Below are 19,465 nucleotides of genomic sequence, written 5' to 3'. Positions count from 1 at the left end.
GGGGCGGAGGCGGTAGTTGAGCGGTATACCTCAGAGTCATGAATATGACTCTGAGGTATACCGCTCAACAGCACATCGACCTGGTGGGCAGCCGAAGCGGATGGCCAGCGCCCTTCGCCGCAAACCCAACCCCCTCCTGAGAGGCGACCATGACACGGGCGTTCCTCCAGCCGAACGATGTACGCGACCTGGTGGCGCACCAGTTCGGCGCTGACCGCAAGGTCGCCGCCCTGGACCGACTGACCGGCGGCAGCAAGAAGGGCGTCTACCGGCTTCAGTTGGATGACCAGACCACGGTGATCGTCTACCTGTGGGCGGCCGGCGAGAACTACTGGCCGCCGTCACCCACTGTTCCGGACGACCCGTTCACCGACGCGTCGGGCGCGGAACTGTTCGCCGTCAACCACGCGGCCCTCACCGCCGCAGGCGTGCGGACCCCCCGGCTGCTGATGCTCGACCGCGACGGCGGTTATCTGGACGCCGACATCGCGCTGGTGGAGGACGTCGGCGCGACGACGCTTGAAGCCTTGCTAGAAGGCGACCCGGCCGCAGCCGCCACCCCGCTGTCCACCCTGAGTGAAGCCTTGCGCCGCATGCACACCACGCTGGGCCCGCACTACGGCAAGCTCGCTGCTGTCGCCCGCGGCGAGGCGCCCCAGACTCGACGCACCGAGGACATCATCGCCGACCGGGCGCTCGGCCACCTCGCCGCGGCGGCGGCTCGCGACACCCGGCTCTCCGACGCACACGACCAGATCGCTGATCATGTGCGGCACCTGCACGCCGCGGTTACGGCCCGGCAGGCTTACGGCTTGGTCCACGGCGAACTCGGACCAGACCACGTGCTTGTCACACCCGCCGGCGAACCCGTCGTGATCGACATTGAAGGGCTCGCCTACTTCGACGTCGAGTGGGAGCACGCCTGGCTCCAGATGCGCTTCGGCGACGCCTACCCGGCCCTGCGCCCAGTGGACCTCGATCCCCACAGACTTGACCTCTACCGGTACGCGCAGGTGTTGTCCCTGATCGACGGCCCCCTTCGCATCGCCGACACCGACTTCCCCAACAGGCAGTGGATGCTCGATCTAGCCGAGTGGAACATCACCAAAGCACTCAGGATCAGCCGGTCGGGGTCGGGCTTGGCAGCGGACCCGGTGACTCCGGCGCGCCCCCGGTCGGCGTCGGGGTGACCGACGCCGGGGCGCCCTGCGCCGGATCGGCCACCACGTGCCGCTCCAGGTTGACCTGGGACTGGCCGGTGCCGCCCACGGTGATGTCGTCGTACGCCTGGAGCATCTTCTGCTGGTCGAAGTAGAGGACCGTCATCGTCAGCGGGGTGGGTTTCTCGCCCTCCAGGCCGCGCAGGCCCGCGCCGCCGGTGGAGCCCTCGACCATCAGCGCGGTGGGCTGCTGGCCGGGCGCCTGGGGCAGCTGGGACACCTGCCGCGCGTGGGTGTGCCCGGCCAGCACCAGCGGGCAGGTGCCGGCGAGTGGTCCGGCCGACGCCGGGTCGTGCACCAGCGCGATGTTCACCGGCTGGGGTGAGCGGCGCACCGTTGTCGCGAGCTGCTCGCCCGCGTCGATGACCTGGTCGGCGACCTGTTGGGTCAGGCCGCTGCCGGCGGGTGAGGTGTTCTTGTCCGGGGTGAAGCGGGGGTCGCCGATGCCGGCGATGGTCAGTCCGGCGACCGTCGTCGTCGAGTTGTTCAACACGATCGCGTTCGGCTGGCGGGCGACGGCGGCGGCGGTCTTGCCGGAGTCGTGGTTACCGCGGATGAAGACGTACGGCTTCTTGAGCAGGCTGATCGAGCCGACGAAGGACGCCTCCGGCTCGCTGCCCCAGTCGGTGATGTCGCCGGTGTCGATCACCACGTCGATGCCGAACTGCTCCACCACCGTCCGGATGAGTTGCCAGCCGGTCGGGTTGAGGTGCATGTCGGAGACGTGCAGTACCCGCGTGGTGCCCGGGGTCGGCTCCAACAGCGGAAGCGCCGACACGGTGGTGTAGAGCTGGCTGACGTTGCCGACCAGGCGTTGCAACTGCTCGGCGTACTTGGTGTAGTCGTTGGCGATCCGGCGCGCGTCACCGACGATGGCCGGCGCGTTGACCAGCAACCCCTCGTAGCGTGGCTCCTCGATCGCCTGGGGACGTACGGTGGCCGCCGCCGTGCCGAGGCTCCCGGCGGTGACCAGCAGCGCGAGCCCACCCGCCCAGGCGGTCCGTCGGACGTTGCGGAAGATCAGCCCGGCCAGGATCAGAGTGACCAGCACCGACGCGCCGAGGGCCCGTAGGCCGAGCCGCATCACACCGGAGCGGACGTCCTCCACGGCGCTCTGACTGGCCCGGCTGATGCTGGCCGGGTCGTCGATCAGCGCCTCGGTGCGTCCCTGATCGAGTGCGCCCAGCCGCACGGTGAGATGGGTCGGCCCGTCATGGCTGTCGAGCAGCAACGCGCCGAGCGGCGGGATGTCGACGGTGGTGCCACCGTCCCGGGCGGGGGAGATGCTGAGGTTGGCCCGGAACGGACCGATGTCGGTGTCGACCTGACCACCGGCCAGCACCCCGAGCACCGCCCCGGACAGGGCCACGGCGAGGACGGCGACGATCAGCCCGATGCGGCGCAGCGGCCCGCCCGGGCCGACCAACGAGCGCGTCGAACGTGGCGAATCGCCGTCGGTCACCGGGTCGTCCCGATCACTGGCGTCGTCGTGCTGCTCGTCGCGCTGCCCGTCCATGCTGAAATTCTGACCTGCCCGTCGGAAGATCTTGGTAAACCTGAACGGATGGTGACGAACGTCAGCTGCGGCCGCCGTCGCCGCCCGCGAAGACCACCCGCAGGAGCCGGTCGTCGTCGCCACCGGGGTTGCCTCGCCCGTCGTGGTTGGAGGTGCTCACCCAGAGCGAACCGTCCGGCGCGGCAGCCACCGCGCGCAGTCGGCCGTACCGGTTGGTGAGCAGCTCACTGGGCTGGCCGAGCAGCGTGCCGGTGTCGGTCAGCTCCATCACCCAGAGGCGTTTGCCGCGCAGGCAGCCGGTGACCAACAGCCGGTCGGTGGCGGCCAGACCCGAGCAGGACGCGTCCTCGGTCGCCCACTGCGTGATCGGGTCGGTGAACCGCCGGTCGCCGGCCCGCCCCTCGACCTCCGGCCAGCCGTAGTTGCCGCCCTTGGTGATCTGGTTGATCTCGTCCCAGGTGTTCTGGCCGAACTCGACGGCGTACATCCGCTTGGCGGTGTCCCAGGCGAAACCCTGGACGTTGCGGTGACCCTGGGACCAGACCGGGGAGCCGGGGTACGGGTTGCCCGGTGCGGGCTTGCCCTCCCGGGTGATCCGGAGGATCTTGCCGCCGAGGCTCTTCACGTCCTGCGAGAGGGGACGTTGACCGGCGTCACCAGTGCTGACGTAGAGCTGCCCGTCCGGGCCGAACCCCAACCCGCCGCCGTTGTGCACGTTGGCCTTGGGGATGCCGGTGAGGATCGGGGTGGGCTGCCCACCGAGTTGCAGCCGGGCGACCCGGTTGTCCCGCTCGGCCGTGTAGTAGACGAAGACCGTCCGGTCCTTGACGTAGTCGGGGGAGACGGCGATGCCGAGCAGGCCGCCCTCGCCGGCCGCGGCCACGTCGGCGATCGTCTGCACCGGGCGGACCCGCAGCCCGTCCGGCCCGGACTCGGGGCCGACCTGCAGGATCCGACCGCTGTCCCGTTCCGTGACGAGCGCCGCCCCGTCCGGCAGGAAGGCGATGGCCCAGGGCACCCGCAGACCCTTCGCGAGGACCGTCGCCACCGCCTGCTGGCCGGCGCCGCCGGGGCTCGCCGACGCGGACGGGGTCGGGAGGTTGGGCGGCTCGCCGGCCGGGTCGGGCTCCGGTTCGCCGAAGCTGCAACCCGCGCTGAGCAGCAGCGCCGCGCAGGACGCCGCGAGGGCCACCCGGAGGTTACGGACGCGAGGGTACGGGGGACGGGCTCTCACCCGGCCCAGGGTAGCCCGCCGGACGGCTCGGTCGAGCCCGATGGGTGTCGGCGAACCCGGGCGGTGCATCGTTCACCGTGCCCGTACGGCCAGCAGCGCGGTGTCGTCCTCGCGGTGGCGGATCGAGGCGAGCAGCAGGTCGCACAGCTTGTCGAGGGGCAGCGTGTCGGTGCCGTCCAGGCGGACCACCAGCTCGGCCAGTCCCTCGTCGATGGACCGGTCCCGCCGCTCGATCAGCCCGTCGGTGTAGAGCAGCAGGGTGTCGCCGGTGGCCAGGCTCGCCGACTGGCTGGTCCGCGACGACGGCCGGGCCAGGCCGAGCAGTGGTTCCGGTGTCGCCTGGAGAATCTCGGCCGTCCCTCCGACGCGGACCACCAGGGCCGGCGGGTGCCCGGCGTTGGACCAGGTCACCTCGTGGGCGCCGGCGTCCTGCGGACAGATCCGGACCAGTGTCGCGGTGGCGGCGATCGGCAGCCGCAGGCCGCGGATCGCGCCGTCCAGGTTGCTCAGCAGCGCCCCGACCGTGTCCGGCCGGCCGTAGGCGTTGCCCCGCACCAGGTTGCGCAGCTGGCCCATGGTCGCCGCCGCCTCGATGTCGTGCCCGGCCACGTCTCCGATCGCCGCGATCAGATCGCCGTTGGGCTGGACGAACGCGTCGTACCAGTCGCCGCCCACCTCCACCCGGTCGGCCGCCGGCTGGTAGCGGGCCGCCAACTCCAGCTTCGGCACGACCGGCAGCCGCGGCAGCATGCTGTGTTGCAGGACCTCGGCGACGTGTCGCTGCTCGCCGTACATCGAGCTGTTGCCGACGGCCTGGCCGGCCCGACGGCCGATCTCGACCGCGGTGAGCAGGTCGCGGTCGTCGAACTGCTGCCGCCCGGTGCCGTTGACCAGGGTGATCGCGCCCAGCACGGTGCCGCCGACGCCCGGCACCGGCACGCTCAGGTAGGACGCGATGCCCAGGCGGGCGGCGATCGGCGCCATCTCCGGGTGGGTGGTGCCCCTCGTCACGTCGGCCAGCGACGCGATGCTGCCGAGCCGGGGCTGGCCGGTCCGCAGCACCGCCCGGATGGACGAGTCCGGGCTCAGCCCGGTGCGCAGCAACTCACCGAAGCGGTCGATGTCCGCTGCTCGGGCCGGGTCGCGGTGCACCGAGACCACCTCGCGCGGCAGGCCGGTCGGGCCGATCAGGGTGAGCAGGCACCAGTCGGCGAGCAGCGGCACCATGGCGGCGGCGAGCCGGCGCAGCGCGGTGCCCACGTCCAGGGTGCCGGCCAGTGTCTCGCTCACCCCGGCCAGCAACTCCAGCCGTTCGTGCGCCTGCACGACCCGCCGCCGTGCCTCCTGCGCGCCGTCCAGGGCGATGCGCAGTCGCAGCTCCGACGAGCAGGCGGCAGCCAGGTCGGCCAGGGTCCGCAGCTGCGCGGCCGTCCAGGCGCGGGGCTTGTTGTCGATGGCGCAGAGCGAGCCGAGCACCCGGCCGGAGAGGTCGGTCAGCGGCATCCCGGCGTACGCGACCACGCCGAGGTCGTCGATGGCCAGGTTGTCCCGAACGCGGGGGTAGAGCCGGGCGTCCGGCAGCACCATCGGCACCTCGATGTCCACGACGTGCTGACAGAACGAGTGGCTCAGCGGGGTCTGCCGACGCTCCGACCAGGGCTCCGGCAAGCCGACCGCGCCCGGGAAGAACTGCCGGTCGGCGGAGACCAGGGAGACCAGCGCGACCGGCACGTCCAGCAGGTCGCTGACCAGCCGCGCGAACCTGTCGAACGCCTCGTCCGGGACGGCGTCGAGCCCGGTGTCGGCGAGCGCGCGCAGCCGCCTCGGGTCGCCGAGCGCCGCAGGTGAGGCGATTGGACGCCGGGCGGTGCCGGGGGAGCCGTCGGTCATCGAGCACCTGTCTGCTGGGGCGGAGGCCGACCGGCCCTCCGACCCTTCGTTATACCTCGTCCAGGCCCGGGTCGAACATCGGTGTGCTGAGTCTCGCCCGCCCCGGCTCCGCGCGCCATCCCCCGGGACGCCGGTTCGCGCCCGTGCCCGCTCCGGCCGCGGCGGTGGGGACTATCGTCGGCTGACGTGAAGGTATGGATTCCGAACCAGGCCGGCCTGAAGCTGATGGGTGAGCTGCCCCCGGATGTGACGGTCGAGGTCCTGGAGCACGCCGACCGGCTGCCCTCGGAGGTGGCCGACGTCCGCGTCTGGGTGCCACCGTTCCTGACCGGCACCGACGCGACGGCGCTGCTGCGTGAGCTGCCCGACCTGGCGGTGGTGCAGTTGCTCTCCGCCGGGGCGGACGCCTGGGCCGGCCGGACACCTCCGGGCGTCACCCTCTGTGACGCCCGGGGGGTGCACGACCCGTCCACCGCCGAGTGGGTCGTCACCGCGATCCTCGCCCAGTTGCGGGCGTTCCCGGCGTTCGTCCGGGCCCAGGCCGACCGGCGCTGGGCGTACCAGGGGAACACCCCGACCGACGAGCTGACCGGCAAGCGGGTGCTCATCATCGGCGCGGGTTCGATCGGCACCGCGGTACGCGATCGGCTCGCCCCCTTCGAGGTGAGCTTCACCCTGGTCGCCAGGACGGCCCGCCCGGAGCAGGGGGTGCACGCGGTCGAGGAGCTGCCCCGGCTGCTGCCCGAGGCGGACGTGGTGGTGGTGCTGGTGCCGCTCACCGACCAGACGCGTGGCCTGATCGACAAGGACTTCCTGGCCGCGATGCCGGACGGGGCGCTGCTGGTCAACGCCGCCCGAGGGCCGGTGGCACACACCGAGGCGCTCGTCGCCGAGCTGGGCACCGGCCGGATCTCGGCCGCGCTGGACGTCACCGACCCGGAGCCGCTGCCCGCCGACTCTCCGCTCTGGGTGATGCCGAACGTGCTGCTCACGCCGCACGTGGCGGGCTCGGTGCGCGGCCTGCTGCCGCGGGCCTACCGCCTGGTCGGTGACCAGGTCCGCCGGTTCGCCGCCGGACAGCCGCTGATCAACGCGGTCGTGGACGGCTACTGACCGGACACCTCAGCCGGCGTGGGGCAGCGTCTGGCCGGTGGCCGAGATCAGCCGGGGCAGGTCCGCGCCACGGACGGCCGGCAGGGTGACCTGCTGGCCGTCGTCGAGCCGGGCGACCGCCCGTCCGCGCTGGTCGGCGGTCAGCTCGACGACCCGGTCCCAGGTGAGGCGGCGTTGCCCGACCAACGCGCGTACGCGTAGTTCCCGCGCGTCGGCATCGGTGCCGGCCCGCCAGGCCCACACCCCGACGGCGAGCGGAACGAGCAGCACCGGCAGCAGGTAGGTCCGGGCGTTGGCCAACGGCAGGGCGCCGATGAAGGCGATGACCGAGGCGACCAGGATGGCTTGGTTGTAGCGGAAGCGGACCGTGTCGGGCTTACTCACCCTCCGATGATCCCACCCCGGACCCGTCCGACTCGCGGCGGGCGGTGCCGAGGGGCTGGTACGTCGTACAGTGACTCAGGTCATTGCCTCCTCTGGGTGACCGGCACGTAACCGATGTGGCCGCCGATCGTTCACAATTGTTGGACAGCGGACCAGGAATGGTCGATGTCCCGCACCGTCGTACCGCCCCGTGCCCCCTCACGAAGGCGACCGCCGTGCTCCTCGCGTACCCGTTCCGCGTCCTCGTCCCCCGCCGGGCACTGGAGACCGCCACGTCCGCGGCGGTGGCGCTGCTCCTCGTCGCCGGTGCCCTCGACCTGGTGCCAACTCCGGTGGTGATCGCGCTGGCGGCCGGCGCCGGTGCCACCCTCGCCGGGGTGCGGCTCTCCCGGCTGGCCGTCTCGCGTCGCGTCGACAGCTCACCGCGGCGAGCGGGCGTGCTGCTCGACGCGGCGGTGGTGACGGCCGGTCTGACCGCTGTCGCACTGCCGCTGGCCGCTGGCGGGCACACCGGCACCGTGCTGGTCGGGTCCCTGGTCGTGGCGGCCCTCGCCGGGGCGGGGCTGTGCCGGCTTCCCGGCCGGACGCGCCCGCCCGCCGGGGTCCGGCTGCGCGGGCTGGTCGAGTCCAGCGGCCCGGCCGTCGGGTTGGCTCTCGCCGGTTGGCTGCTGCTACCCCGTGCCGGGCCGCCGGTTCCGCTCCGGCTGGTGGCCGCGTTGGCGCTCGGTGGGCTGGGCATGGCCGCGCTCACCGCGTTCGCCGGCCCGCGGCGACGTACGGGCACGGCGGTCTGCCGGGGCGGTGTCCTGCTCACCCTGGGCGGTCTGGTGCTGTTGGCCGCGCTGCCGTCCGCGCCGAGCGGGCGGGCGACCCTGCTGGCCGTACCTCCGCTGGTGCTGGGAATGTTGCTGGTCGCGGTCGGTGCGGTCGACGCGGCGGACGCGGGCGACGTCGAGCCGGCGGAGCCGATCGCTTCGGCCTGGCCCCGGTCGGTGTTCCCCGCCGCGGTGCTCCTGCTGGCGACGGCTGTGCACCTGGGCGCGGGCCGCGCGCCGGATCGGACGAGCGTGTTGCTGGCGCTGGCGGCGGTGCCACCCCTGGTGCTGCGCGAGCTGCTGCGAGCGGGTGACGCCCCCACCTCGGCGCGCGCCGCCGCCCATCGCCGACCCGCCGGCAGCCCGGTGCGGCACCGCCACCCGGTCCCACCACGCTGGCTGGGTCATCTCCCGCCGGCTGAACCCGCGCACGACAGGCCCGACCCGGCTGACCCGGTGACCGCGCACGGCACCGGCTCGGCCTGGTCAGCGGAGGAGGACGCCGGCTGGTCGGCGCTGAACCGGCGGCCGGTTCCGGCGGGAGGTGGCCCGCCCGGTGACCGGGCAGCCCTGCTGGACGCCCTCGCCGCGATCGGCGACGTACCGGCACCGTCGGGCGCGCTGCTGCTGGTGGACCTGCACGTCACCGACGGGATCAGCCCGACCGTCCGGGAGGACGTGCTGGCCGAGGCGGTGCACCGGGTCCGCGCCGTCATCGCTGCCGACGATCTGGTCACCGGCTGCACGGGTGCCGGCTTCGCCGTGGTCACCGCCGCCGGCCCGGTACTGGCGTACGCGCTGGGCACCCGGCTGCTGGCCGCGCTCACCCCGCCCTACCCGATGGCCGGTTCGGTGGTACGGGCGCAGACCAGCATCGGGCTGGCCGAGGTGAGCGGTGACCGGCCGGCGGACGTGCTCCGGCAGGCCGAGCTGGCCCGACGGCGGGCCGTGCAACTGGGCCGGGACCGGGTCGAGTGGTATGACGCGTTCCTGGAGGAACAGCTGGTACGCCGGCTCGACCTGGAACGCGAGTTGCCAGGTGCGGTGGCCCGCAGCGAGTTGGATCTCGTCTACCAGCCGGTGGTCGACCTGACCGACGGGCAACCGGTGGGCGCGGAGGCGCTGCTGCGCTGGCGCAGCCCGGTGCTCGGCACGGTGCTCCCGGCCGAGCTGTTGCCGGTCGCCGAGGACCTGGACCTGGTCGGCGAGTTGGAGTGGTGGGTGCTGGACCGGGCCTGCCGGCAGTTGTCCGACTGGTCGGTGGGCGTCCGGGAGTTGTGGATGGCGGTGAACGTCACGACCCGGGAGCTGACGACACCCGACTTCGTGCAGCGGACGGCGGCCGTGCTGGCCGCGTACGGGGTGCCACCGGAGCGGCTGGTGGTGGAGGTGAGCGAGCCGAGGGTGGCGGGTGACCTGCCGACGGTGGTGGCCCGGTTGGCCGGGCTGCGGTCGTTGGGCGTGCGCACCGCGTTGGACGACTTCCGGGCCGAGCACGCATCGTTGGCCCAGCTCCGCCGGCTGCCGATCGACCTGCTCAAGGTGGGTCCGGAGTTGGTCGGCGCCCGGCCGGACGGGCAGCCACCGCTGATCGACGTGGTGGTGAACGTCGGTGAGCGGCTGGGCGTCGAGATCGTCGCCGAGGAGTTGGAGTCGTCGACGCAGGTCGAGGTGGCCCGCCGGGGCGGCTGCCGGTACGGGCAGGGGTTCGCGCTGGCCCGCCCGGCGACGGCCGAGCGGGTGGAGGCGTACTTCGAGGAGTTTCCCTCCGCCTCCCGCTGAACCGGTTCATCTGCCTCGGGGTGGTGGTGCGGTACTGCCCCGCGGGGTCAGGTGCGGCGTCTCGTCCTGCACCCGGCTCACCGGCTCCCCACCGATGACGGCGAGCAGTTGCCGGGCGGCGTGCGCGCCGTACGCCGGGATGTCCCGGCCCAGCGCGGTCAGCGGTGGGTGCACCAGCCGGCACAGGGGCGAGTCGTCCCAGGCCACGATGGACAGATCGCCGGGAACGGTGAGCCCCATCTCCTGGGCCACGGAGAGCCCCGCGATGGCCATCACGTCGTTGTCGTAGATGACCGCCGTGGGCCGCTGGGCGGAACTGAGCAGCCGGCGGGTGGCCCGCCCGCCCTCCTCGCCGCTGTAGTCGGACCAGACGGTGACCGCGTCGACCAGGCCGAGCCGTCGACACACCGCCGCGAACGCGTCGGTGCGGATCTCGGTGTGCCGTAGGTCGGGCAGGCCGGCGACCCGGGCGATCCGCCGGTGCCCGAGGGCGACCAGGTATTCCACCGTCTCGGTCAGCGCTGCCGCGTCGTCGGACCAGAGGCTGCCCAGCGCACCGGTGCCACCGGGGCCGCCGATCACCACCGCGGGCAGTTGAAGCTGCTCCAGGGCGGGGATGCGGCGGTCGTCGGTGCGCAGGTCGCAGATCAGCACCCCGTCCACCCGACGTTCGCCCCACCAGCGCCGGTAGACCGCGATCTCGGCGTCCGGGTCGGCCACCACCTGCAGGGTCAGCGCGTACGAGCGGGCGGACAGTTCGGCCTCGACGCCGCTGATCAGCGCCATGAAGAACGGCTCGATGCCGAGGATCCGGGCCGGTCGGCACAGGGCCAGGCCGACCGCCCCGGCGGTGGCGGCGGAGAGGGCGCGGGCGGCGCTGCTGCGGCTGAAACCGATCTCCGTGGCGATGGCCAGGATGCGCTGCCGGGTGGCCTCGGAGACTCCGGGCTGCCCGTTCAGCGCGTACGACACGGCGCCCTTGGACACCCCGGCGTGCCGGGCGACGTCGGCGATGGTCGGCCGCTTCACCGGCGTACTCCTTCGCTCTCTGGCCGTTGACAGTCCGAATTACCGAACCGTACGGTGGCTCAGCTTATCCGGTTCAGTAGGCGTCTTTCGATGCAGAAGGTGCGGTGCGGAGTTGAGCCGACAGGCACTCTACGACGGTTGGACCCTGCGGGCGGCATCCGGAGCGGAGGTGCCCGCCGACATCGCCGGGCGGGCCGTGCCGGCGACCGTGCCCGGTTGCGTGCACACCGACCTGCTCGACGCCGGGTTGATCCCCGATCCCTACCTCGACGACAACGAGCTGGCCGTGGCCTGGATCGGGCGCACCGACTGGCACTACCGGACGAGCTTCCGGCGGCCGACCGGCGACCACGACCGGGTGGACCTGGTCTGCGCCGGCCTGGACACCGTCGCCACGCTCACCGTCAACGGTGTCGAGGTCGGCCGCACCGCGAACATGCACCGCGGCTACCGGTTCGACGTCTCCCGCCTGCTGCGCGACGGCGACAACGACCTGTCCGTGACGTTCGGCTCCGCGTACCGCTACGCCGAGGCGCAGCGGGAGCGACTCGGCGACCGGCCCAACGCCTACCCGGAGCCGTTCCACTTCATCCGGAAGATGGCCTGCAACTTCGGGTGGGACTGGGGACCGACCCTGGTCACCGCCGGCATCTGGCAGGAGATCAGCCTGCACGCCTGGTCCACCGCGCGGCTGGCCGCCGTCCGTCCACTCGTCACGATGGACGGCCGGGACGGCCGGGTCGAGCTGCACGTCGACATCGAGCGGGCCACGGACGTGCCACTCACCGTCCGGGCCGTCGTCGCCGGCGCCCACGCCGAGACGGTCGTCCCGGCCGGGCAGCGCACGGCCGTGCTGACCCGCACCGTCCGCGAGCCCGCGCTCTGGTGGCCCCGGGGGTACGGCGAACAGGCCCGCCACCCGATCGAGGTGACGCTGCACGCGCCGGACGGTGACACCCTGGACACCTGGTCGCACCGCATCGGCTTCCGCTCGGTACGACTGGACACCACCCCCGACGAGCACGGCACCCCGTTCACGCTGTCGGTCAACGACGTCCCGGTCTTCGTCCGCGGGGTCAACTGGATCCCCGACGACGCGTTCCCCACCCGGATCACCCGGGACCGGCTCGCCGAACGGTTCGACCAGGCCACCGAAGCCAACGTCAACCTGCTGCGCGTCTGGGGCGGCGGCCGGTACGAGTCGGCGGACTTCTACGACCTCGCCGACGAACGTGGACTCCTCGTCCAGCAGGACTTCCTCTTCGCCTGCGCCGCGTACCCGGAGGAGGAGCCCTTCGCCAGTGAGGTGGCCGCCGAGGCCGCCGAGCAGGTCACCCGGTTGACGCCCCACCCCTCGCTGGTGCTCTGGACCGGTAACAACGAGAACATCTGGGGCTGGCACGACTGGGACTGGCAGGAGCCGCTGGCCGGGCGCACCTGGGGACGCGGCTACTACCTCGACGTGCTGCCCCGGATCGTCGGCGATCTGGACCCCACCCGCCCCTACTGGCCGGGCAGCCCCTGGTCGGGCACCGAGGCGATCCACCCCAACGACCCGGCGCACGGCACCACCCACATCTGGGACGTGTGGAACACCGACGACTACACCAAATACCGGGAGTACGTGCCGCGCTTCGTCGCCGAGTTCGGCTACCAGGCCCCACCGGCATACGCGACCCTGCGCCGGGCACTGAGCGACGAACCCATGGCGCACGACTCACCGGGCATGGCCCACCACCAGAAGGCGGCCGGCGGTGACTTGAAGTTGCAGCGGGGCCTGGACGCCCACCTGCCCGCCCCGGCGGACTTCGACGACTGGCACTACCTGACGCAGCTCAACCAGGCCCGGGCCATCCAACTCGGCGTCGAGCACTTCCGCTCCCACCGGGGCATCTGCGCGGGCACCATCGTCTGGCAGCTCAACGACTGCTGGCCGGTGACCTCCTGGTCGGCCGTCGACGGCGACGGCCGCCGCAAACCCCTGTGGTACGCGCTGCGCCACGCGTACGCCGACCGGCTGTTGACCGTGCAACCCCGCGACGGCGGGCTGGCCCTCGTCGCGGTCAACGACGGCGGCACGACCTGGCGGGCGTCGGCCTCGGTGACCCGGCTGACCCTCGACGGGGAGCCCCGGGCGAAGACGACCGTGGAGCTGGACGTTCCGGCGTACTCCTCGGTGGTGCTGGCGCTGCCGACGGACCTGGTCCGGCCGGACGACGCCCGGCGGGAGTTGTTGATCGCCGAGGCGGGGGACACCGCCGAGCGGGCGCTGTGGTTCTTCGCGGAGGACCGGGACGTGGAGTGGCCGTCGGCGGCCTGGGAGGCGGCGGTCGAGCCGTTCGATGGCGAGCAGCGGGTCCGGGTCACGGCCCGGACGGTGCTGCGCGACCTGACGCTCTTCCCGGACCGGCTGGACGCCTCGGCCACTGTGGACGCCGCGCTGGTCACACTGCTGCCGGGCGAGTCTGTCGTCTTCACCGTGCGGGCTGACGTTGTGTTGGATGAGGCGGCCCTCATCACCCGCCCGGTGCTGCGCTGCGTCAACGACATCGGCTGAGGCCAGCAAGATCGCGCGCGCGACGCTCCGCCGGACCTGACCCGCGACTGAGGGGACCGCCAACCCGGTCCACGGGACCTAAATCAGGGCATGCGTGGGGAGTGGTTGCCACGGGCGCGGGACCCACAGGCACCTGTCGGCACCGAGGTCAACTTGCCGCGACACGTCCCTGGCCGACGAAGCGTTCGGCGGTGAGACCCATTGAAATAGGTCATCTAGGGGCTCATGCTGCCTTGTACACCTCGTCGAGGTGCCACTCCAGGAACTCGCGATGCGGACGGTCGCGAGTGGCAGTCGGGACGGTGATCGCGGTACCGGCCCGAGCGTAGAACTGTTCCCCGTTACCGAACTCGGTCCGCAGTCGCGGACTGACCATCAGTCGATGCTTGGGGTCGATGCCGAGGTAGCCGTGGTCGAAGAGGGTGTGCACGTCGGACCGGAGCAGCATGCCGTTGTCCAGCCTGTGCTCACCTCCGGCCGGGAGAGGTCTGATGTGCGCCGCCTGGAGCACCGGTTGAATCCGGTCACCGGTGATGGCGCACCGCCGGCCGTAGGCGTCGAGCACCACGGCCTTGAACGACTGTTGTCCCAACCGGTTCGGCGTCAGGCGAGGGTCCCCGAAGACCGGGCCGGGCCTGTGCCACGGCTCGCTGAAATCGACCTCAAGGGGAGCGCCGAGCAGTCGGCTTATCAGCACCTGGAAGTAGCCGAAGGGCGTCTCGTTCGCGACGACATATCCCTTGCCCTGAACGATGTTCGAGGCGAAGTCTGGCGGCGGCCCGGTGGGTTCCTCGGCGGGGAAAAAGACGGTGTCGCGGATCAGGACGCAGCCGATCAGCGGATCCTCAGAGGCGGGGATCGGTGCTGGCCGGTATCTCCCGATGATCCGCCGCATCCCGGCGAGATCCGAGACTCCGTTGCCTTCCTGGAACAGGTCCCAAGCCTCCGACACGCGCAACTGCGCGAAGCCACTGAAAAAGCCACCGCCCACCACCCTGTTGTGGGGGTGGTGGGTCTTGAAGAAGAAGGGCTCGCCGGGGGACAGCGCGCGGAAGGCCCGTGAGCCGGCGGGACGCCAGAAGTTGACCTCGGCAAGGTGCGGGCGAGCCGCCAGGAACCGGAACCAGTCCCCGTCGGTGACTCCGACATAGGCTCTCACGGCACTATCTTGTCGCTCGACAGCCAATCCGTCAGCCCCGGTCGATTGTCACGACGGCGTTCATTTGTTCGCGACTGGCGGTTAGTCGATACGCCGTGGGTGCCCCGATCGCCATCGGGGCATCCACTGGCGTCTCAGCCGGCCGTGGGCGCGGCCCGTACGAAGGTGGCCCAAGCCGCAGTTGTGAAGGTGAGCGCCGGGCCGTGCGGGTCCTTGCTGTCGCGTACCGCGACGATGCCGGACAGATTGTCGGCAACCTCAACACACTCGCCACCGTTGCTGCCGCTTCGGGTGCTCTTGCGCCAGCGGGCACCGCTAAGATCAACCATGATGGACCTCCCCGATGATCTTATTGATCAAGTGCCTTGATTGTCCTTCATCGAGAGCGAGCTGATCCAGGCTTGCCCACACCTTCTCGTAGGCCGCGAACTCCTCGGGCCGGTCGAGGTAGAGAGCGCCCGTCCATGACTCGCTGTAGACCACCGGAGGTTCGGGGGTCGCGCGGTTGCCGAGGGGGAAGTTGAGCATCACGAAGGACCCTGCCTCGACGCCACGGTGAAGGCCGGCGGTGAGCGGCAGGATTCGGATGGAGTTGGTCGCTGTGGTTGCCAGTGCCAGCAAGTGGTGAAGCTGGTGCGCCATCGTTTCGGAACTGCCGACGGTGCGCAGCAAAGCGGCCTCGGAGAGAATGACGTCCAGCTTCGGAGGTGGGGGTAGGCGACGTCGCAGCAGAGCTTGGCGTTGCAGCCGGACCTGCACAAGGCGCTCACGTTCTTCGTCGCTGACCTCCGTGCGGTGCTGATAGATCCCGTGCGCGTAGCGCGGATGCTGTAGCAGGCCCGGCACCATTGCTTCGTTGAAGAATCGAAGCCTCGACGCGGCGGATTCGAGGCCGACGTACAGCTCGAACCATTCGGGGACGGCATCGCCGTACGCGTGCCACCAGCCCTTGGCCCTGGTCTCGCCGGCCAGGGAGGTCAGTGCGCGGGTCAGCTCGCCCGTCGCCCCGTACAGCTCGCACATCGCCCGGACGTCGACGCCGCGCACCGAGCCCAGCCCGCTCTCGATCCGCCACACCTTCTGCCGGCTGCACTCCAGCGCCTCGGCCACCGCGTCCAGGGTCGCCCCCGCCTCGGTGCGCAGGTCACGTAGCGCCCGGCCGAGCTGCCGTCGGGGCACCGTCGAGCCCATGTCGTCGGTCACGCGGCTCTCCTTCCTGTTGAATTTTGCAACATCCCGACAGCCGTTCTGCAACAGGGGAATGTTGCCCACAATTAATGGAACAGTGCGAGTCGACATTCATTGCGATAGCGCCTCTGACCTTACAAGATGGGTCCGACAAAGGCGATGACCGCGCAATTCCCGTCTGCCGCCGATTGTTCAACCAATCCGTCCGTGAGGAGAATGCATGCGCGCGTTTCTTCGAGCCGAGCAGACGGCCGTCCAATGAGCCCCCGCTGGGTGGCGCACCTGCCGTTCACCGCCGCCGACCTGCCAGCCGCCCAGCACTTCGCCGGCACCCTGGCCCGATCCCTGACCTTCCTCACCGAGGTAGATGCGGGCGAGACCACCGTGTCCGCCGAGGACGCTCAGGGCGTACATCATCGGGTCTTCTGTGACCTGCCGCTTCACGGTGGCCGGCGGTGTGTGCGCCGCGTGGAGCACGACGGTGACTGCACGGCCCGGCGGTGTCGGTGACCGGCGCACCCGTCGTCACCTGCCCCGACTGCGACGGGATGACCTTCACGCTGGACCCGTGTCGGTGCACCACCTACGGCGACCGGTTCCTCGCCGACGCCGATGTCCCCGCCCCGCCTCGGGAGGCGTACCGGGGTTGCGAGCAGTGTCGGGGCGCGGGCACCGTGGCGTACCCCTGTTATCGCTGCGACCGGCGCGGCCGGCGGCGGGCGCAGCTCGTGGTCACCGTCGCCAACCTGGACACCGGCGCGGTCGCGTCCCACCAGGTCGTGCCCGGCGGCCTCAACCCCCACCGCGACCCGGCGGGCCACTGGGTGGTCGACCTTGCTTCCCGGGTACGCGAACTCGCCGCCACCGTCGGCGCGGTCGTGGCCGACGCCGACGTGCCGTCGTTGTGGCTGGACCGGCAGTGGCGACCCGACCTGCCCGCGGAGCTTCGGCACGAACTGGAGGCCCACGCCATTCTGCGGGCTGATCACGCCCCCTGGCGGCTGGTGCTGGGCCGTTCCACCGCCGCGCCCACCGTCGATCCGGCCGCACGGCTGGCCCGGCTGTGCGCGCTGGCGGACCTGTTGCTGCTGGACCTGGTCGTCGAGGCCCGCCGGCAGGGCGGAGGGTTCGGTTGGGCCGTCCGATACGAGGTGCCTGGCTCCCCGGTGCCGTCCGGTTCGCCCAGCCGGTGGCGGGACCTTCCGGAAGCGCTGACCCACACCGACGTTGGCGACGCGCTCACCGGTCTCGCCGAGCGCGGCCTGGCCGTCCCCGCCCGGCTGTTGCGCCCCGACTCGCCCCGCCCACCCATCGCCCCAGCCATGGACGTCGATCAGCTCGAACGACGCGTCCTCGCCGACTGCGTCGACCCGGGTGGTGGCGGCGAGCTTCCCGGCGCGCAGGCCCTCTGGCGGGACGGCCGCTGGTGGCACACCTCCCTCCGCTCCGGCGATCCGGAGGAGACCCTCGCGGAGCAGCCCACCGGTCAGGTGGTTCGCCGCGTGTCCGTGCCGGTGGTCCGCGGCTACCAACCACCCGATCCGCCCTGGCTGGGCGAACCCGTCGAGTGGCGGCCCTGCCCGGACTGCCGGCCCGAAAGCCGGCTGCGCGCCTGCGACTGCCGGCTCGGCGGTCGCCCCGCCGACAACGACTGCCCGCACTGCCACGGGGCCGGCCTGCGTCCGTCGGCGCTGCGTTGCTTCACCTGCGGCGACACCCACCGCCTGCACCAGACCGTGCTGGTCACCGTCACCGACCTGCGGCACCGGGTGGTGCACCTGACCTGGCAGGCCGGCACGCCAGAGGTGGCCCCGCTGGTCGCCACCCAGCCCAACGGTCGGCCCGTCGTCCAGCTCCCCGACCGGTACCGGCTCGGCTCCTGGGCTGCCGTCCTCGGCGTGCGACCCGAGGACCTCCGCGACGCCGACGGCGGGCACGACCTCGACCGGGATCTGCGCGACGGGTACGTCACCCTGCCCTGGGCCGGAGCCGACCCGGTGGGGGAGTACGCGCGCAGCGCCGGGCGGGGCACCGCAGCGGGTCGCCTGATCGTGGTGGCGGCACCCCCCGACGCGCCGCCGCTGCCCGAGCTGCTGCGGCTCGCCCTCGGCCTCGACCTGGCGCTCGTGGTGGCCGTGTGCGACCTGCGGCACAACGCCGGCGATCCGTTGCTGGCCGACGGCCTGCGCTGGTCGGTCGAGGTGAAGCCGCGTGACGTACCAGTGAGCCCCGACGACCTGCCCTACCGGCCGAGCCTGGCCGCCGCCCTCGCCTCGTGCCAGGAATGCCTGACCGACGCCGTTGCCGGGGCCGGCCCGACCGACCCGGCGGTGCCGATCCCGGTGCCCTGTTCGGGGCTGCGCGATATCGTCGCCGACCCCGTGCCGGATCTGCTGCGGCTCGCCGCCCGGCATGCCGGACAGGCGGTCACTGTGCGCTTCACCCGTGCCGGCTGTGCCGTGCACCGGCATGACGACGACGGGGTACGCCTCCTCGCTCGAACCCACGACCTACGCGGTCTGCCGTAGGGCAGACCCTCGGCCGTCGCCTTCCAGATGGTCAGGTGTCAGAAAACGACGGACCGTAAGACGGCCTGTCCGCTCCGCCAACCTTTGCTGGGGTATCGGCCCTGGCCGTCCTGATGTTTTCCTTACCCGTAGTCACCTAGCCTTCCGGTGTTCCTCACCTGACCGTGATCGACCCTGGAGGTTGCAACGTGCGGATCAACGGACGGCTGCTCGCGCCGGTCTCGTTGGCGGTGGTGCTGGCGACCGCCGCCTGTGGTCCGGCGTCCACGCCGGCTTCCGGGGGCACCGATACCCCGCGCTCTGGGTCGCGTGAGCTGCGCGCCAGCGATACGCCGACCTCCAGCCCGACTCCGGAGATCCCGACCGACGCGGAGATTCCCACCAGGGCTGCCGGCACCTTCACCACCGCCACCGGCAACGGTCGCGTGATCGGTACGGGCAAGAAGCGGGTGCGCTACAGCGTCTCGGTGGAGAAGGGGATCGCCTGGGGCGACATCCCGGCCTGGAAGCCGGACCGGTTCGCCGAGAGCATCGAGCAGGTGTTGGCAGCACCGAACGGGTGGGCCGATTCGGCGCAACACCCGGTCACCAACGACGCGGTGAATCTGACCCGGGCGTCGTGGTCCTTCCAGCGGGTCGGAGGTGGACGTGTCGACGTCGATGTCCGCCTCGCCACACCGAGGACGGTGGACCGGCTGTGCGGTGCGAGCGGCGTCGACACCGAGGGGGTCTACTCCTGCAAGTACGGCAAGACCATCATGATCAATCTGCGGCGCTGGCTCCAGGGCTCACCGGGATACCCGGTCAGCATCGAGGATTATCACGCCGGCGTCATCAACCACGAGTTCGGCCACTTCCTCGGCTTCGCGCACATGAAGTGCGGCGGGCGGGGCAAGCCGGGGCCGGTCATGATGACCCAGACGATCGATCTGGGTGGGTGCCTGCCCAACGTCAGTCCGTTCAACAAGAACGGCCAGTTCATCAGCGGTCCGTGGGCGCCGTCCTGAGCCGGCGACCACAGAGACGGCGCTGCCCGGCCGGTGAGTCTCC

Annotated in this window: 15 protein-coding genes; 7 read left to right on the top strand and 8 right to left on the bottom strand. The window is 71.7% G+C overall.

Features of this window, described 5'->3' with window-relative positions; all coding sequences use genetic code 11:
- The first annotated feature begins 149 nt into the window (after window positions 1-149).
- Window positions 150-1,190 (top strand): phosphotransferase, encoded by a 1,041-nt coding sequence (locus AB0C25_RS21905; RefSeq protein ID WP_357375832.1) that lies wholly within the window; start codon window positions 150-152, stop codon window positions 1,188-1,190.
- On the opposite strand, the gene AB0C25_RS21900 is transcribed toward AB0C25_RS21905, so the two are convergent.
- The 3 genes from AB0C25_RS21900 to AB0C25_RS21890 form a co-directional block, all read right to left on the bottom strand.
- Window positions 1,120-2,736, bottom strand: a complete 1,617-nt coding sequence (locus AB0C25_RS21900; RefSeq protein WP_357375830.1) for a metallophosphoesterase — start codon at window positions 2,734-2,736, stop codon at window positions 1,120-1,122. The two genes, AB0C25_RS21905 and AB0C25_RS21900, sit on opposite strands and share 71 nt — an antisense overlap.
- A 61-nt stretch (window positions 2,737-2,797) precedes the next feature.
- Window positions 2,798-3,970 (bottom strand): PQQ-dependent sugar dehydrogenase, encoded by a 1,173-nt coding sequence (locus AB0C25_RS21895; RefSeq protein ID WP_357375828.1) that lies wholly within the window; start codon window positions 3,968-3,970, stop codon window positions 2,798-2,800.
- A gap of 72 nt (window positions 3,971-4,042) precedes the next feature.
- Window positions 4,043-5,860 (bottom strand): GAF domain-containing SpoIIE family protein phosphatase, encoded by a 1,818-nt coding sequence (locus AB0C25_RS21890; protein ID WP_357375826.1) that lies wholly within the window; start codon window positions 5,858-5,860, stop codon window positions 4,043-4,045.
- Window positions 5,861-6,046: 186 nt separating this feature from the next.
- Between AB0C25_RS21890 and AB0C25_RS21885 the strand changes: the two genes are divergently transcribed.
- Window positions 6,047-6,973, top strand: coding sequence for a 2-hydroxyacid dehydrogenase (locus AB0C25_RS21885; protein ID WP_357375824.1), 927 nt, complete (start codon window positions 6,047-6,049; stop codon window positions 6,971-6,973).
- A 9-nt stretch (window positions 6,974-6,982) separates the two neighbouring features.
- Here AB0C25_RS21885 and AB0C25_RS21880 read toward each other — a convergent pair whose 3' ends face one another.
- Window positions 6,983-7,357 carry a PH domain-containing protein gene (locus AB0C25_RS21880; RefSeq protein WP_357375822.1) on the bottom strand — a complete coding sequence of 125 codons (375 nt, stop codon included), beginning with the start codon at window positions 7,355-7,357 and terminating at the stop codon, window positions 6,983-6,985.
- A 215-nt stretch (window positions 7,358-7,572) separates the two neighbouring features.
- Here AB0C25_RS21880 and AB0C25_RS21875 point away from each other — a divergent pair, with 215 nt between their 5' ends.
- Window positions 7,573-9,954 (top strand): GGDEF domain-containing phosphodiesterase, encoded by a 2,382-nt coding sequence (locus tag AB0C25_RS21875; RefSeq protein WP_357375820.1) that lies wholly within the window; start codon window positions 7,573-7,575, stop codon window positions 9,952-9,954.
- A gap of 6 nt (window positions 9,955-9,960) precedes the next feature.
- Here the strand turns inward: AB0C25_RS21875 and AB0C25_RS21870 are convergent, their stop codons facing one another.
- Entirely contained in the window at window positions 9,961-10,983 is a 1,023-nt protein-coding gene (locus AB0C25_RS21870; protein WP_357375818.1) for a LacI family DNA-binding transcriptional regulator, read from the bottom strand.
- 112 nt (window positions 10,984-11,095) lie between these two features.
- On the opposite strand from AB0C25_RS21870, the gene AB0C25_RS21865 reads away from it, so the two are divergent.
- Complete coding sequence (locus AB0C25_RS21865) at window positions 11,096-13,540, top strand: glycoside hydrolase family 2 protein (RefSeq protein WP_357375817.1); 2,445 nt, start codon at window positions 11,096-11,098, stop codon at window positions 13,538-13,540.
- Between the two features lie 223 nt (window positions 13,541-13,763).
- On the opposite strand, the gene AB0C25_RS21860 is transcribed toward AB0C25_RS21865, so the two are convergent.
- The 3 genes from AB0C25_RS21860 to AB0C25_RS21850 all read right to left on the bottom strand — a co-directional run bounded on the left by AB0C25_RS21860 (window position 13,764) and on the right by AB0C25_RS21850 (window position 15,902).
- Window positions 13,764-14,726, bottom strand: a complete 963-nt coding sequence (locus AB0C25_RS21860) for an HNH endonuclease (protein WP_357375815.1) — start codon at window positions 14,724-14,726, stop codon at window positions 13,764-13,766.
- 107 nt (window positions 14,727-14,833) lie between these two features.
- Window positions 14,834-15,028 carry a DUF397 domain-containing protein gene (locus AB0C25_RS21855; RefSeq protein WP_357375813.1) on the bottom strand — a complete coding sequence of 65 codons (195 nt, stop codon included), beginning with the start codon at window positions 15,026-15,028 and terminating at the stop codon, window positions 14,834-14,836.
- Window positions 15,021-15,902, bottom strand: a complete 882-nt coding sequence (locus tag AB0C25_RS21850; RefSeq protein ID WP_357375811.1) for a helix-turn-helix transcriptional regulator — start codon at window positions 15,900-15,902, stop codon at window positions 15,021-15,023. The genes AB0C25_RS21855 and AB0C25_RS21850 overlap by 8 nt, the downstream gene beginning before the upstream one ends.
- A 243-nt stretch (window positions 15,903-16,145) precedes the next feature.
- Between AB0C25_RS21850 and AB0C25_RS21845 the strand changes: the two genes are divergently transcribed.
- The 3 genes from AB0C25_RS21845 to AB0C25_RS21835 all read left to right on the top strand — a co-directional run bounded on the left by AB0C25_RS21845 (window position 16,146) and on the right by AB0C25_RS21835 (window position 19,422).
- Entirely contained in the window at window positions 16,146-16,397 is a 252-nt protein-coding gene (locus AB0C25_RS21845; protein WP_357375809.1) for a hypothetical protein, read from the top strand.
- The gene (locus AB0C25_RS21840) at window positions 16,394-18,415 is read left to right on the top strand and encodes a hypothetical protein (RefSeq protein WP_357375807.1); all 2,022 of its coding nucleotides are present in this window, start codon (window positions 16,394-16,396) and stop codon (window positions 18,413-18,415) included. The genes AB0C25_RS21845 and AB0C25_RS21840 overlap by 4 nt, the downstream gene beginning before the upstream one ends.
- A gap of 188 nt (window positions 18,416-18,603) precedes the next feature.
- Window positions 18,604-19,422 carry a DUF3152 domain-containing protein gene (locus AB0C25_RS21835; RefSeq protein ID WP_357375805.1) on the top strand — a complete coding sequence of 273 codons (819 nt, stop codon included), beginning with the start codon at window positions 18,604-18,606 and terminating at the stop codon, window positions 19,420-19,422.
- Window positions 19,423-19,465 lie beyond the last annotated feature (43 nt).

The sequence above is a fragment of the Micromonospora sp. NPDC048839 genome, assembly GCF_040649915.1.
GTDB lineage: Bacteria > Actinomycetota > Actinomycetes > Mycobacteriales > Micromonosporaceae > Micromonospora.
Note: the sequence above shows the minus strand (reverse complement) of the source record. Positions and strands in the feature narration are given on the sequence as shown.